Annotated in this window: 17 protein-coding genes; 8 read left to right on the forward strand and 9 right to left on the reverse strand. The window is 69.9% G+C overall.

The window, feature by feature from the left end:
* Positions 1 to 52 precede the first annotated feature (52 nt).
* Positions 53 to 1,177, forward strand: coding sequence for an NAD(P)/FAD-dependent oxidoreductase (locus tag Pmi06nite_RS00260; RefSeq protein WP_203950726.1), 1,125 nt, complete (start codon positions 53 to 55; stop codon positions 1,175 to 1,177).
* Positions 1,178 to 1,392: 215 nt separating this feature from the next.
* Here the strand turns inward: Pmi06nite_RS00260 and Pmi06nite_RS00265 are convergent, their stop codons facing one another.
* The 4 genes from Pmi06nite_RS00265 to pyrG all read right to left on the reverse strand — a co-directional run bounded on the left by Pmi06nite_RS00265 (position 1,393) and on the right by pyrG (position 5,706).
* On the reverse strand, positions 1,393 to 2,286 hold the full coding sequence (locus tag Pmi06nite_RS00265) for a ParA family protein (protein WP_373317230.1): 894 nt from the start codon (positions 2,284 to 2,286) through the stop codon (positions 1,393 to 1,395).
* Positions 2,287 to 2,408: 122 nt separating this feature from the next.
* Positions 2,409 to 3,323 (reverse strand): site-specific tyrosine recombinase XerD, encoded by a 915-nt coding sequence (locus Pmi06nite_RS00270; protein ID WP_239113405.1) that lies wholly within the window; start codon positions 3,321 to 3,323, stop codon positions 2,409 to 2,411.
* Positions 3,324 to 3,358: 35 nt separating this feature from the next.
* Complete coding sequence (locus tag Pmi06nite_RS00275; RefSeq protein WP_239113406.1) at positions 3,359 to 3,964, reverse strand: NUDIX domain-containing protein; 606 nt, start codon at positions 3,962 to 3,964, stop codon at positions 3,359 to 3,361.
* Positions 3,965 to 3,966: 2 nt separating this feature from the next.
* The gene (gene pyrG / locus Pmi06nite_RS00280) at positions 3,967 to 5,706 is read right to left on the reverse strand and encodes a CTP synthase (protein ID WP_275409527.1); all 1,740 of its coding nucleotides are present in this window, start codon (positions 5,704 to 5,706) and stop codon (positions 3,967 to 3,969) included.
* 102 nt (positions 5,707 to 5,808) lie between these two features.
* Here pyrG and Pmi06nite_RS00285 point away from each other — a divergent pair, with 102 nt between their 5' ends.
* Positions 5,809 to 6,537, forward strand: a complete 729-nt coding sequence (locus Pmi06nite_RS00285) for an acyltransferase (RefSeq protein ID WP_203950728.1) — start codon at positions 5,809 to 5,811, stop codon at positions 6,535 to 6,537.
* Between the two features lie 95 nt (positions 6,538 to 6,632).
* Positions 6,633 to 7,271 (forward strand): DUF4126 domain-containing protein, encoded by a 639-nt coding sequence (locus Pmi06nite_RS00290; RefSeq protein WP_239113407.1) that lies wholly within the window; start codon positions 6,633 to 6,635, stop codon positions 7,269 to 7,271.
* 388 nt (positions 7,272 to 7,659) lie between these two features.
* On the opposite strand, the gene Pmi06nite_RS00295 is transcribed toward Pmi06nite_RS00290, so the two are convergent.
* Positions 7,660 to 8,031, reverse strand: a complete 372-nt coding sequence (locus Pmi06nite_RS00295) for an ArsR/SmtB family transcription factor (protein ID WP_203950729.1) — start codon at positions 8,029 to 8,031, stop codon at positions 7,660 to 7,662.
* 87 nt (positions 8,032 to 8,118) lie between these two features.
* Between Pmi06nite_RS00295 and Pmi06nite_RS00300 the strand changes: the two genes are divergently transcribed.
* Positions 8,119 to 9,414, forward strand: a complete 1,296-nt coding sequence (locus Pmi06nite_RS00300; RefSeq protein WP_203950730.1) for an MFS transporter — start codon at positions 8,119 to 8,121, stop codon at positions 9,412 to 9,414.
* Positions 9,415 to 9,486: 72 nt separating this feature from the next.
* Here Pmi06nite_RS00300 and uvrB read toward each other — a convergent pair whose 3' ends face one another.
* Positions 9,487 to 11,598 (reverse strand): excinuclease ABC subunit UvrB, encoded by a 2,112-nt coding sequence (uvrB, locus tag Pmi06nite_RS00305; protein ID WP_203950731.1) that lies wholly within the window; start codon positions 11,596 to 11,598, stop codon positions 9,487 to 9,489.
* 280 nt (positions 11,599 to 11,878) lie between these two features.
* On the opposite strand from uvrB, the gene Pmi06nite_RS42465 reads away from it, so the two are divergent.
* Both Pmi06nite_RS42465 and Pmi06nite_RS00310 read left to right on the forward strand, forming a co-directional pair.
* The gene (locus Pmi06nite_RS42465) at positions 11,879 to 12,010 is read left to right on the forward strand and encodes a hypothetical protein (protein WP_275409528.1); all 132 of its coding nucleotides are present in this window, start codon (positions 11,879 to 11,881) and stop codon (positions 12,008 to 12,010) included.
* On the forward strand, positions 12,007 to 12,660 hold the full coding sequence (locus Pmi06nite_RS00310) for a hypothetical protein (RefSeq protein ID WP_203950732.1): 654 nt from the start codon (positions 12,007 to 12,009) through the stop codon (positions 12,658 to 12,660). Before Pmi06nite_RS42465 ends, Pmi06nite_RS00310 begins: the two co-directional genes overlap by 4 nt.
* Before the next feature lie 116 nt (positions 12,661 to 12,776).
* Here the strand turns inward: Pmi06nite_RS00310 and Pmi06nite_RS00315 are convergent, their stop codons facing one another.
* The gene (locus Pmi06nite_RS00315; protein WP_239113408.1) at positions 12,777 to 13,532 is read right to left on the reverse strand and encodes a helix-turn-helix domain-containing protein; all 756 of its coding nucleotides are present in this window, start codon (positions 13,530 to 13,532) and stop codon (positions 12,777 to 12,779) included.
* Positions 13,533 to 13,620: 88 nt separating this feature from the next.
* Between Pmi06nite_RS00315 and Pmi06nite_RS00320 the strand changes: the two genes are divergently transcribed.
* The gene (locus Pmi06nite_RS00320) at positions 13,621 to 14,586 is read left to right on the forward strand and encodes an LLM class flavin-dependent oxidoreductase (protein ID WP_203950733.1); all 966 of its coding nucleotides are present in this window, start codon (positions 13,621 to 13,623) and stop codon (positions 14,584 to 14,586) included.
* 155 nt (positions 14,587 to 14,741) lie between these two features.
* On the forward strand, positions 14,742 to 15,749 hold the full coding sequence (locus Pmi06nite_RS00325) for a hypothetical protein (RefSeq protein ID WP_203950734.1): 1,008 nt from the start codon (positions 14,742 to 14,744) through the stop codon (positions 15,747 to 15,749).
* 19 nt (positions 15,750 to 15,768) lie between these two features.
* On the opposite strand, the gene Pmi06nite_RS00330 is transcribed toward Pmi06nite_RS00325, so the two are convergent.
* Entirely contained in the window at positions 15,769 to 16,953 is a 1,185-nt protein-coding gene (locus tag Pmi06nite_RS00330; protein WP_373317231.1) for an ArsB/NhaD family transporter, read from the reverse strand.
* A 56-nt stretch (positions 16,954 to 17,009) separates the two neighbouring features.
* Positions 17,010 to 17,600 (reverse strand): dephospho-CoA kinase, encoded by a 591-nt coding sequence (gene coaE, locus Pmi06nite_RS00335; RefSeq protein ID WP_203950736.1) that lies wholly within the window; start codon positions 17,598 to 17,600, stop codon positions 17,010 to 17,012.
* Positions 17,601 to 17,603: the final 3 nt, after the last annotated feature.

The raw sequence follows: 17,603 nt of genomic DNA on the forward strand, positions 1-17,603 counted from the left end.
AGCTGCTAGTCTTCGCAGTGTCACCCCTAAATACCGAGTGAGGATAAGCGTAATGACCGACAACACCGGCGGGCGCCCGAGCGTCGTGATCGTGGGCGGCGGATACGGCGGGGTCAACGCCGCCAAGGGCCTCGACGACGTCGCCGACGTGACCCTCGTGGACGCCAGCGAGATCTTCGTGCACAACGTCGCGGCATGGCGCGCCCTGGTCGAGCCCGTCTGGCTGGAACAGATCTTCATGCCCTACGACCGCCTGCTGACCCACGGGCGGTTCCTGCACGATCGCGCCGTGACCGTCGACGGCCGGCGCGTCACCCTTGCCTCAGGGAGGGAACTCGAGCCCGACTACCTGATCCTGGCGACCGGCTCGTCCTACCCCTTCCCCGCCAAGACCGACGCGCCGGACGCGGAGACGGCGAAGGCCAGGTTCCGGGGAGCGCACGATGAGCTCCTCCGCGCCGAGCGGGTGCTGCTGGTCGGCGCCGGCCCCACCGGCCTGGAGCTCGCGGGTGAGATCAAGGCGTTCTTCCCCGACAAGCACGTGACGATCGTCGACATCGCATCCGACGTCCTGCCCGGCCCTTTCGACCAGTCACTGCGCGACGAGCTGCGACGCCAGCTGGACGAGATCGGCGTCGAGGTCAAACTCGGCAGCCCCCTGAGCGAGCTGCCGGACACCGCCCCGGCCACGTTCGGCGAGATCACGATCGCCACCGAGGACGGCGACAAGCTGACGGCGGACATCTGGTTCCGCTGCTTCGGCCTCACCCCGGAGTCGGGCTACCTGACGGGCTCCCTCGCAGCGACCCGCGACGAGAGGGGCTACCTCCGCGTCGACGGGCAGCTGCAGGTGATCGGGCACGAGCGCGTGTTCGCGATCGGCGACATCACCGACGCGGACCGCAAGACGGCCGGTGGCGCGACCTACCAGGGACAGCTGGTCGCCGGAAACCTCCGCACGCTGATCACCGGTGAGGGTGAGCTCGGCACGTGGCAGCCGTTGCCACCCATCATCGTCGTGCCGCTCGGCCCAGAGAAGGGCGCCAGCTGGATTCCCGGTGAGGACGGCGTCGCGAAGCTGGCCGGACCCGACGTGACCTCTGCGGTGAAGGGCAGCGCCATGCTGGTGGGCAACTACAGCGCGCTGTTCGACGGCCCCGGCGGCACGCAGTCCTGATCAAGCCGCTCAGGAGGACCGGGCCGCCATGGCGGCATGCGGGCCCCGAGCGAACCGCCCCGTACGGCCACGCCCGACATCCGGTGACGTGGTCTGCGGAGCGCCGGGCTGAGGTGCTCCGCCTCTGGGGCGCCTCGGCCCGGGCAGGGCCGGCCGAGCCAGGCAGGACCCGACGCGTGCGGTCCCGATGCGGGGGCTCGGAACCGCGCGTGACGTCAGACCCGCGAAGGCCACCGGACGAGCAGCTCACGAGCCAGCTCGCGGTAGGCGGTGGCACCCATGGAACCCGGGTCGAACTGGGTGATGGGCTCGCCGGCCAGGGTGGCGTCGGGGAACCGCACCGTCCGGTTGATGACGGTATGGAAGACCTTGTCGCCGAAGCCCTGCATGATCGTCTGCAGCACTTCCCGCGCGTGCAGCGTCCGCGGGTCGTACATCGTCGCCAGCAGGCCGTCGATCTCGAGGTCCTTGTTCAGGCGCTCCTGCACCTTGCCGATCGACTCCATCAGCAACGCGACGCCGCGCAGGGCGAAGAACTCGCACTCCAGGGGGATCATCACACTGTCCGCGCAGGTCAGCGCGTTCACGGTGAGCAGTCCGAGGGACGGCTGGCAGTCGATGAGGATGATGTCGTAGTGCGGCAGGAGCGGCTCGAGCGACCGCTGCAGCGCGTACTCGCGCGCCACCTCGTTCACGAGCCTGATCTCCGCGCCGGACAGGAAGATGTTGCTCGGCAGCAGATCCATGCCCTCGACGGAGGTCTTGAGCAGCACGTCGTCGACCGTGACGTCCGGCTCCTCCATGATGAGGTCGTACATGGTCGACTCAAGCGGCCGCGGGTCGATCCCGAGCCCGACCGACAGGGCGCCCTGGGGGTCGAAGTCCACGAGCAGCACCCGCTGGCCCACCTCGGCAAGCGCGGCGCCCAGGTTGATCGTGGTGGTCGTCTTGCCGACGCCGCCCTTCTGGTTCACCATGGCGACGATCCGCGCGGGACCGTGCGTCTCCGGCGCTATCGGCTCCGGGAATACGGGGCGGGGGCGACCGGTCGGCCCGATCTCACCGCCGGGATTCCCCGCGGTCCACGTCGCATCTGTGGTCGCAGTCAACTGACGAACCTCCCTGATGGACCGAACCTGATCGAATTTAGAGCGTAGGACCCCCTGCGGCAAGGCGGCGCGCCAGGGGCCCGCGATATTCAACGCCATATTGCGCGCGGAACCAAATGCGTTCAGTGCCGCGCCCGGGGATGGGCGGCGGCGTAGACCTCACGGAGCCTGTCGACCGTCACAAGTGTGTACACCTGCGTCGTGGTGACCGACGCATGGCCCAGCAACTCTTGGACAACCCTAACGTCGGCGCCTCCGTCAAGGAGGTGGGTTGCGAATGAATGCCGCAACATATGCGGAGAAACACCAGAAAGACCCGCCCGCTCCGCTGCCGCCTGGAGGACCTCCCAGGCGCCCTGGCGGGTCAGCCTGCCCCCCCGGGCGTTGAGGAACAGCGCGGGCGTCCCCCGGCCGTGAGAGGCGATCTGGGGCCTCGCCCGGACCATGTAGGCGTCCAGGGCCCCCCGGGCGAACCGGCCCAGCGGGACGATCCTCGATCTGCCGCCCTTGCCCCGCAGCCGTACCTGGTCGTGATCGGGCTCCTCGCGGGGGGAGACGTCGTCGACGGCCAGCCCGACCGCCTCGGAGATCCGCGCGCCCGTGCCGTACAGGACCTCAAGGAGCGCGCGGTTGCGCAGGGTCAGCGGCGCGTCCTCCGGGCCCGAGGCCGCGATGAGAAGCTCAACGTCGGCCACCGTGATCGCCTTCGGCAGCCTGCGCAGCTGGCGCGGCGGCCGGACCTCGTGCGCGGGGTCGTGACCGGTCACGCCCTCGCGGACCGCGAAGCGGTGCAGGCCGCGCACCGCCGACACCGCCCGGGCCGCCGAACTGGCGACCAGGGCGGGGTGCTCCGCGTCGCCCTCCCGCAGTGAAGCAAGGAAGGCGACCACGTCGGACTCGGTGATCCGCGAGAAGGAATCGACCCCCTGCGCCGCGAGATGATCGAGGTAGCGGCGCAGGTCGCGGCGGTAGGAAGCGAGTGTGTTGGCAGCCAGACCCCGCTCCACCGCCAGGTGCGCGAGGTAGCTGGACAGCACCGCCTCCGGCTCGCTCAGGACGTCCCCCTACGGACTCATGCCTCCGGAGCGTCGGCGGGACGAAGGCCCTTGAAACCGTCGGCGGAAGCGGCGTACGCGGCGAGAATACCGGCGACGGCCGGAGAATTGTGGATCATCCCCGACAGGGCTTTGTCCACCGCGGCTCCCAAGGGGATCCAGATCGCCGGCATGTCGATCTCCTCGTCCCGCCGGACGAACTTGTTCTCCTCGTCGGACAGGGGTGTGACGTCGCGCGCGAGGAAGACCCGGATGCGCTCGTCGCTCATCCCCGGCGAGGTGTACAGGTCCACCAGCGTGTGCCAGGTGCCCGCCCGGTAGGCGGCCTCCTCGGCGAGTTCGCGCGCGGCGCAGTCCACGAGCGGCTCGCCCGGCACGTCGCGGATGCCCGCGGGGAGCTCCCACAGCAGGCGGCGCATCGGGTGCCGGTACTGGCGGATCAGCAGCACGCGGTCGTCGTCGTCCAGGGCGAGCACGGCGACCGCGCCCGGGTGGACGACGTAGTCACGCTTGGCCACCGAACCGTCGGACATCCGCACCGCGTCGGTGCGCACGGAGATCACCCGCCCGGAGAAGTGCTCCTGCGAGCCGGTGATCTCCCAGGACTCCGCGGAGTCTTCCACGTTCACTTGCTGCGGCCTGCCTTCGCAACGGTCTCACGGACGTCGGCGTACACCCGGGCCGCCTGAACCAGTCCCTTGAACAGCGGGTGGGCCCGGGTCGGCCGCGAGCGGAACTCGGGATGGGCCTGGGTGCCGATGAAGAAGGGATGCTGGTCGGCCGCCATCTCGGCGTATTCCACCAACCGGCCGTCGGGCGACAGCCCGGAGAACACCATACCGATCTTCTCCAGCCGGTCACGGAAGGAGTTGTTCACCTCGTAGCGGTGGCGGTGCCGCTCCTCCACCCTGGGCTTGCCGTACAGCTGGCGGGCGAGGGAGCCCTCGGTGAGCGCGGCCGGGTAGAGGCCGAGCCGCATGGTGCCGCCCATGTCGCGGTCGCCGGAGACGACGTCCTCCTGGTCGGCCATCGTGGAGATCACCGCGTCGGCCGTGTCGGGGTCGAACTCGGTGCTTCCCGCGTCCGCGATGCCCGCGAGGTTGCGCGCCGCCTCGATGACCATGCACTGCATGCCGAGGCAGATGCCGAGCAGCGGGATCTTCTGCTCGCGCGCGTGGCGCACCGCGCCGACCTTGCCCTCGATGCCGCGCACGCCGAAGCCGCCGGGGATGAGCACGCCGTCCACGCCGTCGAGTTCACGCGCGGCCCCCTCGGGGGTTTCGCAGTCGTCGCTCTTGACCCAGCGGATGTTGACTCGGGCGTCGTTGGCGAAGCCGCCCGCGCGCAGCGCCTCGGTGACGGACAGGTACGCGTCGGGCAGGTCGATGTACTTGCCGACCAGCGCGATCGTGACCTCCGTCGCCGGCCGGTGCACCCGGTGCAGGAGCTGGTCCCACTCCTTCCAGTCCACGTCGCGGAAGGGCAGGCCGAGCCGCCTGACGACGTACGCGTCGAGACCCTCCGTGTGCAGGACCTTCGGGATGTCGTAGATCGAGGCCGCGTCCACGGCGGACACCACGGCGTCCTCGTCCACGTCGCACATCAGGCTGATCTTGCGCTTGAGCGAGGTCGTGATGGGCCGGTCGGACCGGCAGACGATGGCGTCGGGCTGGATGCCGATGCTGCGCAGCGCGGCCACCGAGTGCTGCGTCGGCTTGGTCTTCAGCTCGCCGCTCGGGCCGATGTACGGCAGGAGCGACACGTGGAGGAAGAAGACGTTGTCGCGGCCGACCTCGTGGCGCACCTGGCGGACGGCCTCCAGGAAGGGCAGCGACTCGATGTCGCCGACGGTCCCGCCGACCTCGGTGATGACCACGTCGACGTCCGGCCCGGCCATGCTCCGGATGCGGTCCTTGATCTCGTTGGTGATGTGCGGGATGACCTGCACGGTGTCGCCGAGATACTCGCCGCGGCGCTCCTTGGCGATCACGTTCGAGTAGACCTGGCCGGTCGTCACGTTGGCCGAGCCGTGCAGTTCGGTGTCGAGGAAACGCTCGTAGTGGCCGACATCGAGGTCGGTCTCCGCGCCGTCGTCGGTGACGAACACCTCGCCGTGCTGGAACGGGTTCATCGTTCCGGGGTCCACGTTGAGGTAGGGGTCGAGCTTCTGCATGGTGACCCGCAGGCCCCGCAGTTTGAGAAGGCGGCCAAGGCTGGAGGCGGTGAGCCCCTTGCCGAGACTGGAGGCGACGCCGCCGGTGACGAACAGATGCTTGGTCAGTGTTGGCCTGGAGTGGGCGTCGCTGCGCAAGAAGGGCTCCCGTGGTCGTTGACTTTGCTCGGCCGCCAAATCGGCGACCGCCATGCCACGGGCTCTCAGATTATCAAACGCTTTGCATGATTGGTGCCCCTACGTGCGCGAACCCACCATGGTCAAGGGCGCGACCAGGAGGTACCTTGTCCCGTTATGTCGATCGTGAAGCGCGCCGTGGGCCGATTGGCCCACCGGACATGGGCCTACCTGCGGGAGGCGGCCGCTCTCAGCCCCGGCTCCACAGGGGGTTACCGGTTCCGTCATCTCGGCGAGGGAGCGTGCGTGTCGTTCCCGCTCGGCGCGATCTTCGGTGAGGCCTGGATCGAGATCGGGGACCACACGCTGATCGGGGAAAGGGTCTCGATCTCCGCCGGAATGGGCCCCGGCGTGGACCTCGGTCCCGACTCGATCGTGCGGATCGGCCGCGCCTGCTCCATCGGCAGGGGCAGCCACATCGTCGGGCACCAGTCGATCGACGTCGGCGACGACGTGTTCACCGGCCCGTACGTCTACATCACCGACCAGAACCACGTCTACGACGATCCCGAGACGCCCATCGGGCGGCAGTGGCCGCGCAACAATCCCGTCTCGATCGGCTCGGGCTCGTGGTTGGGGACGGGGGCGATCATCCTGCCGGGCACTCGCATCGGCCGCCAGTCGGTCGTCGCGGCCGGCGCCGTCGTCCGCGGCGAGTTCCCCGACCACTCCGTGATCGCGGGCGTCCCCGCCAAGATCGTCCGCCGGCACTCCCCCGAGCGGGGGTGGCACAGCCCCCTCCTGCCGGTTCTCCCGGAGGGACCGCAGGACTTCCGCGAGGCTCGTACGGCTCCCGCCCGGCCGGGCCCGCCGGCGACCCGGCCGACCGTCGCCGAGGCCGGGTGAGCCCGGTCCGGCGTTCGCATATCGTCACCCGTTTCGGGGACGTGCAGGGAAGTCCGTCCGTTGATGTCTTCGCCTGACCGGATGGCGACGGCCACGTGGCGCCCGATTACGTGGCGAAGCAGAAGGAGATGCCGATGTTCGCGGCGCTGACCGGGCTCGGCCTGTCGACCGCGGCGGGGCTCAACGCCTACATCCCGCTCATGGTCGTCGGGCTGCTCGCCAACCTCACCGACGCCGTACGGCTGCCGCAGGGCTACGAATGGCTGTCCAACGGCTGGGTCCTGGCGGTCATCGGGGTGCTGCTGGTCGCCGAGTTCGTGCTCGACAAGGTCCCCGTAGTGGACCACGTCAACGACATCATCCAGACGGCCGTACGGCCCGCATCCGGGGGCGTGGTCTTCAGCGCCACCGCGGCCGCGGCCAGGCTGGACGAATCGACGTGGATGGCCGAGCATCCGGCGGTCGGCTGGGTCCTCGGCATCGTGGTCGCCCTGGCCGTCCATCTGGTCAAGTCGGGCGCCCGCCCCGTCGTCAACGCGACCACGGCGGGTTTCGGCGCCCCCGTCGTCAGCACGGTCGAGGACGCGAGTTCGCTGGGCATGAGCCTCATCGCGATCTTCCTGCCGGTGCTCGTCATCGTGGCGATGGCGGTTCTGGCATTGGTCGCCTGGCTGCTCCTGCGCCGGGTGCGCCGCTATCGGGAGGCCCGCCGAGCCCGCCCCGCCGGACCGTGATCACGCACAGATTCGGCGTCAGCGCCCTTGGCCTGGCGCGATCGTATTCGTGATCATGCACGGGTTCGGTGATCAGGCCGACGAACAGGGCCCACATCTTCCGTGATCATGCGCCGATTCGGCATCAGGGCCGTTGGCCTGGCGCGATGGCATTCGTGATCATGCATGCGACTTTCCCGAAGCCCGGTTGTCGGTCGTCACTGCATGATCACGAATGGGATCCGCGCTGCTCGCAAGCGTTTTCCCGAACCTGTGCATGATCACGAACATTGTTTCAGCAGGTCAGCGGCCATCGCGGCGAACCTGTGCATGATCACGGCGAGAGTCGACGCAGGCGAGGGGGGCGATCGCCGAACTTGTGCATGATCACGCCAGGGGGTGCGAGGGGTCACCCGTTCTCGGCTGCGTCGACCTCTTCCCGCATGGGGGTGTCGGTCTCTTCCCGCACGGAGCCGAGGACGGCGGCCAGGAGGCCGGGGAAACGCTCGTCCAGGTCCCCCCGGCGGAGGCTGACGTACCGCTGCCGGCCGTGGGGGACGTTTCGGACCACCCCCGCCTCCCGCAGCGTCTTCAGATGGTGGGAGAGCGTGGACTTGGGGATCTCCGCACCGGCCGGCTGGCAGGCCGCCACCTCGATCGGGCCCTCGACGAGGGATCGCACGATCGCCAGGCGCGACGGATCGCTCAGGGCGAACAACACGTCGGTCAGGGCCAGGTCCGCCGTGTCCGGGTGCGCCAGGTCCCGTGAGGTTCCACTCATGGTTCGACAATAGTTGAACAGTGAGTCCCCGCGGCGTAGTCTCCAACAGTTCGAAAATTTTGGAACTGTATTGAAGGAGAGCCGGGCATGCACAACACCGACGATCGTCCGCCCGCGGCTCGCGCCGCGCGGCGGATGCCCCGAGCCGCCGGCTTCTGGCTGGTCGGCGGGACCCTGCTGGCCTTCATGGCGGCCTCGAGCACCCCATCCCCGCTCTATGTGGTCTACCAGCAGCGATGGGACTTCTCCGCCGCCACGCTCACCGCCGTCTTCGCCGTCTACGTCCTGGCCCTGCTGATCGCGTTGCTGACCGTCGGAGGGTTGTCCGACCATCTGGGCCGCCGCCCCGTCCTGGCCGCCGCCCTGCTGGTCGAGGCGGTCGCCATGGTCGTGTTCATGGAGGCCGACGGGGTCGGGCTCCTGCTGCTGGCCCGAATCCTGCAGGGCCTCGCCACGGGCGCCGCGGCCGGGGCCATCAGCGCCGCCGTGGTGGACCTCCAGCCCTTCCCGGGCTCACGACTGGGAGCGCTGACGAACAGCGTGGCGCCCACCGTGGGACTGGCCGTGGGAGCGCTGGGGGCCGGACTGCTCGTGCAGTACGCCCCCGCGCCGACGACCCTCCCGTTCGCCCTTCTCGCGGCCGTCTTCGTGCTCCTGACGGTCGCCGTGGCCTTCCTGCCGGAGACGGTCTCGCGGCGCCGGGGGGCCCTCTCGTCGCTGCGCCCACGCGCCTCGGTGCCGCCCCGAGCACGGCGGGCGTTCCTCACCGCCGTCCCCTGCCTCGTGGCGACCTGGGCGATGGGAGGGCTCTACCTCTCCCTGGGCGGCTCGGTGACGGCGAGCGTCCTGCACGTCACCAACCACCTGGTGGGCGGGCTCGTAGTCACCACCCTCACGGGCGCGGGCGCCGTGGCCTCGATCGTGGTCCGCGACATGGAACCGCGCCGCGTCATGACCGCGGGATCGGCCGCCCTGGCCGTCGGGACCGCGCTGGCGCTGGCCGCGATCTCCGGGGCGTCGGCGCCGCTGTTCTTCATCGGCACCGCCGTCGCGGGCAGCGGCTTCGGCGCCGCCTTCCTCGGCGCGTTCCGCTCGCTCGCCCAACTCGCGGAGCCAGCGGAGCGGGCGGAGTTGTTCGCCTCCATCTACGTGGTCAGCTACCTCGCGTTCAGCGTGCCCGCGGTCCTGGCCGGTCTGGCTGTCCCGTCCGCCGGCCTGCGGACCACGGCCACCGCCTACGGGGTCCTGGTCCTGGTGCTGGCGCTGCTCGCCGTGGTCGCCGGAGCCGTCCGGCGGCGGCCCCGCCCCGGCACCTCACACGCGGCAGAGGCCACGCATGCCCCCGAAGCCGTCCGGGGCCCCGAGACGGTCCGTACGCCTTGAGCCGTCCCTGCCCCGCCCCCTCCCCGCCGGAGACGGCGGGGCGGGAGAGGACCGATCAGGCCGGACCCGGGGTCACTTGACGCCGGCCTCGCGCATGTCGCGGACCTCGCGCTTCAGCTCCTTGATCTCGTCGCGGAGCCGGGCCGCCACCTCGAACTGAAGGTCGGTGGCCGCCGCGTGCATCTGCTCGGTGAGCGACTCCACCAGCGACTCCAACTGGGCCCTGGGCATCTCCCCCGCGATGGCCTTCGCGTGCTGACCGGCCCCCCGCGAGGCCAGGCCGGGAACCGGGGCCTTGCCCCGCGACTGCTGGCGGCCACCACCGCCGAGCAACTGGGCGGTGTCCTCGTCCTCCCGAGCCAGGCTGTCGAGGATGTCGGCGATCTTCTTGCGGAGCGGCTGGGGGTCGATGCCGGCCGCCTCGTTGTAGGCCACCTGCTTGGCACGGCGCCGGTTGGTCTCGTCGATCGCGCGTTCCATGCTCGGCGTGATCTTGTCGGCGTACATGTGCACCTGACCGGACACGTTTCGCGCGGCCCGGCCGATGGTCTGGATCAGCGACGTCTCCGACCGGAGGAAACCCTCCTTGTCGGCGTCGAGGATCGCGACCAGCGACACCTCGGGCAGGTCGAGGCCCTCACGTAGCAGGTTGATGCCGACCAGCACGTCAAACTCGCCCATCCGCAGCTCACGGAGCAGCTCGATGCGGCGCAGGGTGTCGACCTCGCTGTGCAGGTAGCGGACGCGGATGCCGTTCTCGAGGAGGTAGTCGGTCAGGTCCTCCGACATCTTCTTGGTCAGCGTCGTGACGAGGACCCGCTCGTCGCGCTCCGCCCGGGACCTGATCTCCTCCATGAGGTCGTCGATCTGGCCCTTGGTCGGCTTGACGACGACCTCCGGGTCGATCAGGCCGGTCGGCCGGATGACCTGCTCGACGACGTCGCCCTTGCTCCGCCCCAGCTCGTACGGGCCGGGGGTGGCCGACAGGTAGACGGTCTGGCCGATGCGCTCCAGGAACTCCTCCCACTTCAGCGGGCGGTTGTCCATGGCGGACGGCAGGCGGAAGCCGTGGTCGACGAGGGTCCGCTTACGCGAGGCGTCGCCCTCGTACATCGCGCCGATCTGCGGGACCGTCTGGTGCGACTCGTCGAGGACGAGCAGGAAGTCGTCGGGGAAGAAGTCGAGCAGCGTGTGCGGCGCGGTGCCGGCCTCGCGGCCGTCGATGTGCCGTGAGTAGTTCTCGATGCCGGCGCAGGTGCCGATCTGGCGCATCATCTCGATGTCGTAGGTGGTGCGCATGCGCAGCCGCTGCGCCTCGAGCAGCTTGCCCTGCCGCTCCAGGTCGGCGAGCCGGTCCACCAACTCGGCCTCGATGCCGCCGATCGCCCGCTCCATCCGCTCAGGACCCGCGACGTAGTGGGTCGCGGGGAAGATGTGGAGCTCGGTGTCCTCGCTGACGATCTCGCCGGTCAGCGGGTGGAGCGTGGACAGCTTCTCGATCTCGTCGCCGAACATCTCGATCCGTACGGCGAGCTCCTGGTAGACGGGGATGACCTCGATCGTGTCGCCGCGCACGCGGAAGGTGCCGCGGGTGAAGGCCACGTCGTTGCGCGCGTACTGCATGTCGACGAGCTTGCGCAGGAGGCGGTCGCGCTCGATCACCTGGCCGACCTTGAGGCCGACCATGCGGTCGACGTACTCCTGCGGAGTGCCGAGGCCGTAGATGCAGGAGACCGAGGCGACCACCACGACGTCGCGGCGGGTCACCAGCGACCACGTGGCCGAATGGCGCAGCCGCTCGACCTCCTCGTTGATCGAGGAGTCCTTCTCGATGTAGGTGTCGCTCTGCGGGACGTACGCCTCAGGCTGGTAGTAGTCGTAGTACGACACGAAATACTCCACCGCGTTGTTGGGGAGCATCTCGCGCAGTTCGTTGGCGAACTGGGCGGCCAGCGTCTTGTTCGGCTGCATGACCAGCGTCGGGCGCTGGAGCCGCTCGATCAGCCAGGCCACCGACGCCGTCTTCCCCGTGCCCGTGGCGCCCAGCAGGACGGTGTCCTTGTCCCCGCCATTGACGCGGCGCTCCATCTCGGCGATCGCGGCAGGCTGGTCCCCGGAGGGGGTCATGCCGGTGACGACCTCGAAGGGCGCCACCTTCCGCTCCAGCTCCGTGACAGGTCTCATCGGCCGATCTCCACTCTTCGCTTGCCGCGGGGCGACTCGTGCGTCGGCGGCGACTCCGCCCGCCGCGCCGGGCCCACACCTTCTTAACCTACGCGCGGGCACCGACATTTCCCGGCGAGGATTCCGCCGTGGGCCGCGCGACCGCTCCCCGTGCGCCCCGCGACACATCGCCGGGGATGGGGCCGACATCGCTCGGCGGCCGTTTGGTCTCTTCTTGGCCGGGACGTTGCTCCCTCGTTACCATGCCAGCCAAGCACACCGACGGATGCGGGGCTGACCTATGGCGGGGTTCGAGGAGGTCCGCAGGCTGTTCGACCGGATCGACCTCCCGTCGCCGAAGTCCTGCGCCGATCGCGAGGTGGTCGAGATCACCCGGAAGGCCCTGCGAGTCAAGGACCCATACGCATCATGAAATATCACGACGCGCTCGACGAGCTACGCGGCGGCGGCGTCCGCGAGTGGGCCCTCGGCGCCCTGGACGAGGTCGCCGGAGGCCTGTCGGGCATCGCCGCCGTCCGCCATCCCCTCGGCTTCCTCTGCCTGCCCGTGGAACGCGCCGGAGAGTACGGTGTGTGCGTCCATATCTGGTCGGCCACCGCTCGGCCGGCGGGGAACACGACGTCCCAGGTCCACTGCCACAGCTGGGACCTCGTCAGCCATGTGCTCTACGGCCAGGTGCACAATGTCCGCGCGGTCGTGACGGACGCCGGGCCCGACGCCGGCCACCGTGTCTTCTCGGTCACGAGCTCGCCGGAGGGCGACGTCATCCGGCCCACCGGGCGGACGGTCAGCTGCGCCACCGGCCGGATCGACATCTTCGGTCCCGGCGACACCTACACGCTCCAGGCGGGGACGTTCCACAGCAGTGTGATCCCCGAGGGCGTGGAAACCGCGACCGTGGCGCTGGGCCGGAACAGGCCCGGACTGGCCGACCTCTCGCTGGGTCCCCTGGACGCGCCGATCCACCACATCAGGCGGGAACACTGCGATGCCCGCGAGACCGTCCGTGCCGCCGAGCTCGCCAGGAGGAACCTAAGGACTTCGAACACGCTCGGCGGGTAGCCCCTCCGAGGTCCGCGGTTTCGTCGCGGGCCGTCCCGGGCTCGGGAGTCGCTCCTCGTCGCCGACGCCCGGGCCCTGACCATCGGGCTGCCGCCGAGGTAGGAGGCCTCCTGGCGTCAGGCGGACAGGAGCGCCGCCGTGGCCTGGTCGGAGGGCAGGAACGCCTCGAGCTTCAGCTCGGCGAGTGTGATGTCCACGGCGGTCGCGAAGGTGGTCACCGTGGTCATGAGCCGGAGCTCGCCGCGTGAGGAGCGCAGGTGCAGCGGCACGGCGAATCCCAGGTGATCAGGCGACGGCCGCATCTCGGGAACGTACGTCTCCAGCTCGGCGTGCAACTCCGCGATCCTGCCCGCGGGGTCGTGCGGGGCGGCCTGGCGGAGCCGTTCGAGGATGTGGCGGGCCCATTCGGCGAAGTTCATGATCCGGGGCGCCAGGCCGTCCGGGTGCAGCGCCAGGCGGTAGGCGTTGGTCCCCGGCCCGACGAGCTCGGGGGCCGCCCCCTCGGTGATCAGCCCGAACGCCTCGTTGGCCGCGACGAGATCGCCGTACCGGTCGACCACGATGGCCGGATAGGGCTCGTGACCGGCCAGGATGTGCCGCAGCGCGGTCCGTACGGGCGCCAGGGCGGGGTCGTCGAGGGAGGTCTCCGGGTAGGCGGGCGCGTATCCGGCGGCCAGCAGCAGCTCGTTGCGCTCCCGGAGGGGCAGTTCCAGCGATTCCGCCAGCCGTACGACCATGGTCCTGCCGGGAGCCGACCGGCCGCTCTCGATGAAACTGAGGTGCCGCTGGGTCGTCCCCGCCCGCAGGGCGAGGTCGAGCTGGCTCAGCCGGCGCCCGGTACGCCGCTCCCGCAGCGCCTGAGGAAAGTCCACCCGGCCAGTTGTAGCCCCCGCTCCCGGGGCCCGGCCATTCCCCCCGGGGAATTGAGACGCCTCAGGAGGGGTCGGCACGCTGGGGCACATGACCCACGACATCAGGTTCGGCGTGCTCGTGCCCACGGGAAGGGCCCAGTGGGGCGACGCCGCCGATCCCAGGGAGCTCATCGGCTTCGCCGTCCGGGCGGAACGACTCGGATACGACTCGCTGTTCGTCAACGACTCGCTGATCTCCCCGCGCGTCGAGGCGCTCACGATGCTCGCCGCCCTCGCGCCCGTCACGACGCGGGCCACGCTCGGCACCGGCGCCCTTCTGCCGTTCCTGCGCCGACCCGTGCAGACCGCGCAGGCCCTCGCCTCGATCGACCTGCTCAGCGGAGGACGGCTGGCCGTGGCGGTCGGCGCGGGCTTCCCGGGGCGTTTCGGCCGGCCCTTCTACGACCTGTCGGAGGTGCCGTGGCCGCGCCGCTTCGAAAGGCTCGACGAGACCGTCGCCCTGTGGCGCCTGCTCTGGTCGGCGGAGGGACCCACCTCGTTCCACGGCGAGATCCTGCGGTTCGACGACATCCCCGCGCCCACCCCGCCCTTCAGGAAGGGCGGGCCGCCCGTCTGGCTGGCCGGCGCGACTCCCGCGGCGCTGTCCCGCGCCGGGCGGCTCTACGACGGCTGGCTGCCCTATCCGCCGGATCCCGCCGATTACCGGTCCGGCTTGGAGACGATCCGGGAGACGGCCGAGGCGGCCTCCCGCGATCCCGGCGCGATCACTCCGGCACTCTTCGTCTCGGTGCTGATCGCCGAAAGCGCCGAGTCCGGCCGCCGCGCTCTCGACGGGTACGCCAGGGTCGCCTACGGGCTTCCGCTGGAAGAACTCGAGACGATCCAGGCCGTGGTCACGGGACCCGTGGAACAGGTGAGGGCCGAACTGAGCCGATACACGGCCGCCGGTGCCCGCCATCTGGTCGTCAGGATCGGCGCCCTCGATCTCACCGCCCAGACCGATCAGCTTGAACGCCTCGCTGAGATCATTCCACGCCTGCGCGGCGCGACCTGAGCCACCACGCTCCACTCGACGACCCCTCGTGCCCGCTGGGCTTCCCGGACCAGGTAACGAAAGCCCGGAGACCCCGGCAAAGACCTCAGTGCCCCTCGCTGGACCCATTACCATTCGATCGGGGGAAATGCGCCGGAAGCCATTGAGGGGCCTTAATGCGGAATCTCCTGGCACGACTGCGGGGTCTTGCCGAGAACGCGGACATCGTCCTGGTGTTCCTGACCGCTCTGGTCGTGGGCTTCCTGGACTTGATGGATCTCGTGCCCGACGACAAGGCGAGCGGCGCGATCCTCCCGGTTCTCGCGGCGCTCGCGTTCGCCTGGATCATGGACCGTGCGCGCCAGCGGCGGGTGGCCAAGCAAGTGTCGTCGGTGGCCGTCGACACACATGATCTCAAGAGCCTGGTGGCCAACGCGAGCTCTGTGCGTGTGCTGTCCGGCCCGATGATCACCCGTGAACTGGGCGAGGCGCGGCTGGACACCGACCGGTGGTTGTTCAAGGGAGGTACGGGGACGTTCACCCGCGCTGTGACGCTTCCGGAGTGTTACGCGCACGCCGAGCGCAACCGGCGCTCGATCGAGTTCCGGCTCGAGATCCTCGACCCCATGGACGGGGACCTATGCGCGAACTACACCAAGCTGCACCAGGATCTCGCCCCGCCCGGATCGGAGGAGAGGGAGAGCTGGACGCCGAAGGGCACCCGTATGGACGTCTACTCCACGATCCTCGCCTGTTGCTGGTACCGGCAGCTCAACGAGCAACTCCTGGACATCGACGTGCGGCTCTCCTCGGTGATCACGCTCTTCCGGTGGGACCTGTCGTCGAGCCGTCTGGTCATCACGCAGCGCGGCCCGCGCTTCCCCGCCATCTCCTTCCCCCGGCAGAGCCCTCACTACAACCTGTGGTCCACCGAGCTGAGGAACAGTCTTCGCCAGGCACGGCGCGTCCCGCTGGAGCTGGCCCCGCGACTCAGCGACTCTCCGACGCCGGCGGAGACGTTCGCGCTGTTCGCGGCCCTCGCGATTCCACTGCCTGATGACTTCGGCGAGGACGACGCCGACGAGATCGCCCGGAACGCGTTGAACCGTCAGGACCCCTACCGGGGACACATCCCGCCCGCCGAACAGGGTGTCTGGGCTCCTGCCGTCCCCGGCCTGGCATGAGCGGTTCCGCGCACGGTCGTCAGGCGGTCAGCAGCAGGGTCCCGACGGCCGCGGCGATGCCGGTGACCGCGAGACCCGCGCCCGTGAGCATGAACTTCACCAGAGGGACGCGCACCTCCCGGCGGCGGCACCATTCGAACCACAGCAGGGTCGCGAGCGAGCCCCACGGCGTGATCACCGCCCCCAGGTTGACGCCGATGAGCAGCGACAACAACGGGATGTGGTGGGCCGCGGGAATGACCTGCTCCCCCGCGACGTAGGCAGGCAGGTTGTTCACCACGTTGGACAGCCCCGCCCCGGCCGCGGCCGCGCGGTAGGCGCCGTCGCCGGCGCCGTCCAGCCCGATGATCACGTTCATCGCCGTTTCGAGGCCGAACCTGCCGAGCGTGGGCACGACGAGGAACAGCCCGGTGACGAACACCAGCAGCCGCCAGGGGACCAGACCCCAGCGGAGTCTTCCCCGGTCACGCCAGGAGAAGACGGCGACGACGACGAAGGCGGCGATCAGCGCGGCCACCTCGATCGGCGCGCCGGCGAGGATCCCCGCGACGAACAGCACACAGGCCACGGCGGCGACGGCGAACAGTGTCCGGTCCGCGATCGAAGGGGCGGGCGGCGGCACGTAGCGGTCGTCCCCGCGCTCCCCCCGCCGCCAGTAGAAGATCCACAGAAACGCCATCGTGACCGCGACGCCCACCAGGGCCGGCGCCCACATGTGTGCGGCGAACTCCCTCGTACCGAGCGCCAGCCTGCTCATCGCGAGGAGATTGGTGAGGTTGGAGACCGGCAGGAGCAGGCTCGCGGTGTTGGCGAGCCACACCGTCGTCATCACGAGCGGAAGCGGCGCGATCTTCGCCCGCGGCGCCAGCGCCAGCATGACGGGGGTCAGCAACACGGCCGTCGTGTCTAGATTAAGAAATATCGTTACTAGAGATGCGAAAGCCGTACAAAGCAGGAAAAGTACGGCGTAGCTGCCGCGGCCGACGATGGCGAGGCGCGTGGCGACGACATCGAAGACCTGCGCCTGCTTGGTCAGCTCCGCCAGGACGACGACCGCGCAGAGGAAGACCAGGAGCGGCGCGATCCGGTCGACGCTCGCACGGGCCGTCGCGGCCGGGAGCAGCCCCGTGATCACGAAGAGCACGCCCAGCGCGAGCAACCCCACGCTGATCCAGTCGAGTACGCCCAGCCGCCGCAAGCTCACCGGCGGCATCTTCCCCGAGGACGGGCGACGACACTGTGGCCCGCGTCACCCGGCGGTCACCGGGACTGGAGACCGGCCCACACCTCGGCGACCCTGGCGTCGAGCGCGTCCAGGGAGCCCTCGTTGTCGATCACGATGTCCGCGATCTTCAGGCGGTCCTCGCGGGAGGCCTGAGCCGCGAGCCGCGCCCGCGCCTCCGATTCGGGCATGTCCCGGAACTTGCGCAGGCGCTCGAGGCGGATCTCATCGGAGGCGTCGACGACGATCACCACGTCGTAGAAGCCCGCGAGGTTGTTCTCGGCCAGCAGCGGGACGTCGTAGACCACGATCGCGTCCTCGGGCGCCGCCTGCTGGAGTTCCCCCACGCGGGCACCCACCTTGGGATGGACGATCCCGTTGAGGATCTTCAACTTCCCGGTGTCCGCGAAGACGATCGAGCCGAGTCTCTCCCTGTCGAGCGTGCCGTCCGGGCGCAGGACACCCTCGCCGAACGCCTCGAGGATCTCGGCGAGCCCCGGCGTCCCCGGTTCCACCACCTCACGGGCGATCTTGTCGGCGTCGATGACCACCGCACCACCGGCCGCGAGCCTCTTGGAGACCTCGCTCTTCCCCGAACCTATGCCGCCCGTCAGGCCAACCTTGAGCACGCC

The sequence above is a fragment of the Planotetraspora mira genome, assembly GCF_016863275.1.
GTDB classification, from domain to species: domain Bacteria; phylum Actinomycetota; class Actinomycetes; order Streptosporangiales; family Streptosporangiaceae; genus Planotetraspora; species Planotetraspora mira.